The sequence below is a fragment of the Hymenobacter agri genome, from assembly GCF_054778495.1.
Map to the genome: position 1 here is coordinate 1 of NZ_BAAGZM010000843.1, position 1,446 is coordinate 1,446.

At 63.5% G+C, this 1,446-nt stretch carries 2 protein-coding genes; both read left to right on the top strand.

All coding sequences use genetic code 11. From position 1 onward, the window contains the following. Positions 1-273: 273 nt before the first annotated feature. Positions 274-951, top strand: a complete 678-nt coding sequence (locus ACYVDE_RS22715) for a response regulator transcription factor (protein ID WP_460503814.1) — start codon at positions 274-276, stop codon at positions 949-951. Positions 952-1,003: 52 nt separating this feature from the next. Beyond that, positions 1,004-1,446, top strand: a 443-nt coding sequence (locus tag ACYVDE_RS22720) for a hypothetical protein (protein ID WP_460503815.1), incomplete at its 3' end; no start/stop codon positions are given.

A 1,446-nucleotide genomic window follows, 5' to 3' on the forward strand; every position in this document is an offset into this window, starting at 1 on the left:
GGGCAACGGGGCCAACTGGGGCGGGGCAGGGGTGGTTTGGCCGCGGGCCGCCCCCGCCCCCAGGCCCGGCAGCAACCCGAGCAGCAGCACCCCACGCAAAAGGAACAAGCGAGTGAACAAAGAATAATAGCGTATAAGAGCCACAAAGCTGCGGTACGAATCTGAAGAAATTCGGGCTGCATTCTGCCGTGAATCGCTCCCGGCGCGCCAGCGAAGCAAATAATGACAACCTTTGCCTGCTTGCGGGGCGGCTGTATCCCCCGCCGATATGTGATGAAAATTCTCCTGATTGAAGACGAAGCGGCGTTGCGGGCGGCTCTGGCGGGCTCGTTGCGGCAGGCCGGCTACGTGGTCGAAGAAGCGGGCAGCTTTGCCCAGGCGCACGAGAAAATCGAACTCTACCAGTACGACTGCGTGCTGCTCGACCTCACGCTGCCCGACGGCACGGGCCTCGACCTGCTGCGCGCCCTCAAAGCCAAAGGCTCGCCGGCCGGCGTGCTCATTATTACGGCCCGCGATGCGGTCGACGATAAAGTCGCCGGCCTCGACCTGGGCGCCGATGATTACCTCATCAAACCGTTTCACTTGTCCGAGCTCAACGCCCGGGTGCGGGCCATTTTGCGCCGCCGCCAGTTCAATGGGCAGCAGCAAATAACCTTCCGCGACCTCGTGGTGCTGCCCGACCTGGCTGAGGTGCACGTGCGTGGCGAAGCCCTCAACCTGACCAAAAAGGAATACGACCTGCTGCTGTACCTGCTTGCCAACCCCGGCCGCGTACTCACCAAGGAAGCCATTGCCGAACACCTCATCGGCGACGCCGTGGATGCCGCCGACTCGTTCGACTTCATCTACACCCACCTCAAAAACCTGCGCAAAAAAATGCAGGACAAAGGCGCTGATAACTACATCCGTACGATGTATGGCGTGGGCTATAAGCTGAGCCACGAATAATTCCATCCTAACCGAAGGAGCCTCGCCGTCGCTCCGCCAACGCTTCCCCGCCATGAACCTGCTGAACGCCACCACCCGCTATTACCTGCTGCTGGCGCTGCTGCTGTTTGCGGTGGGCAGCGTGGGGCTGTACCACGGCATCAATTGGGCGCTGCGCACCGAGGTGAGCGAGCAGCTGACCGACCGTCGGCGCGAGCTGATGGCCAAGGCCCAGGCCAACGAGCTGGCCCCCATCAGCCAGCTGGCCACGCTGCTCGATATCAGCCGCACGCCGCGCCCGCTGGGCTTCCGCGATACCATTTTGCTCGACCGCACCGAGCACGAGTGGGTGCCCCACCGCCAGCTCACTTTCCCGCTGACGGTGCGCGGCGAGGGGCCGGTGTGGGTGTCGTTGCGCAAGTCGCTGGTCGAGGCCGAAGACCTGCTGGGCGTGGTGCTGACCGTGATGCTGAGCCTGCTGGCCGTGCTGCTGGCCGGCATGGTCGCGCTGAACCG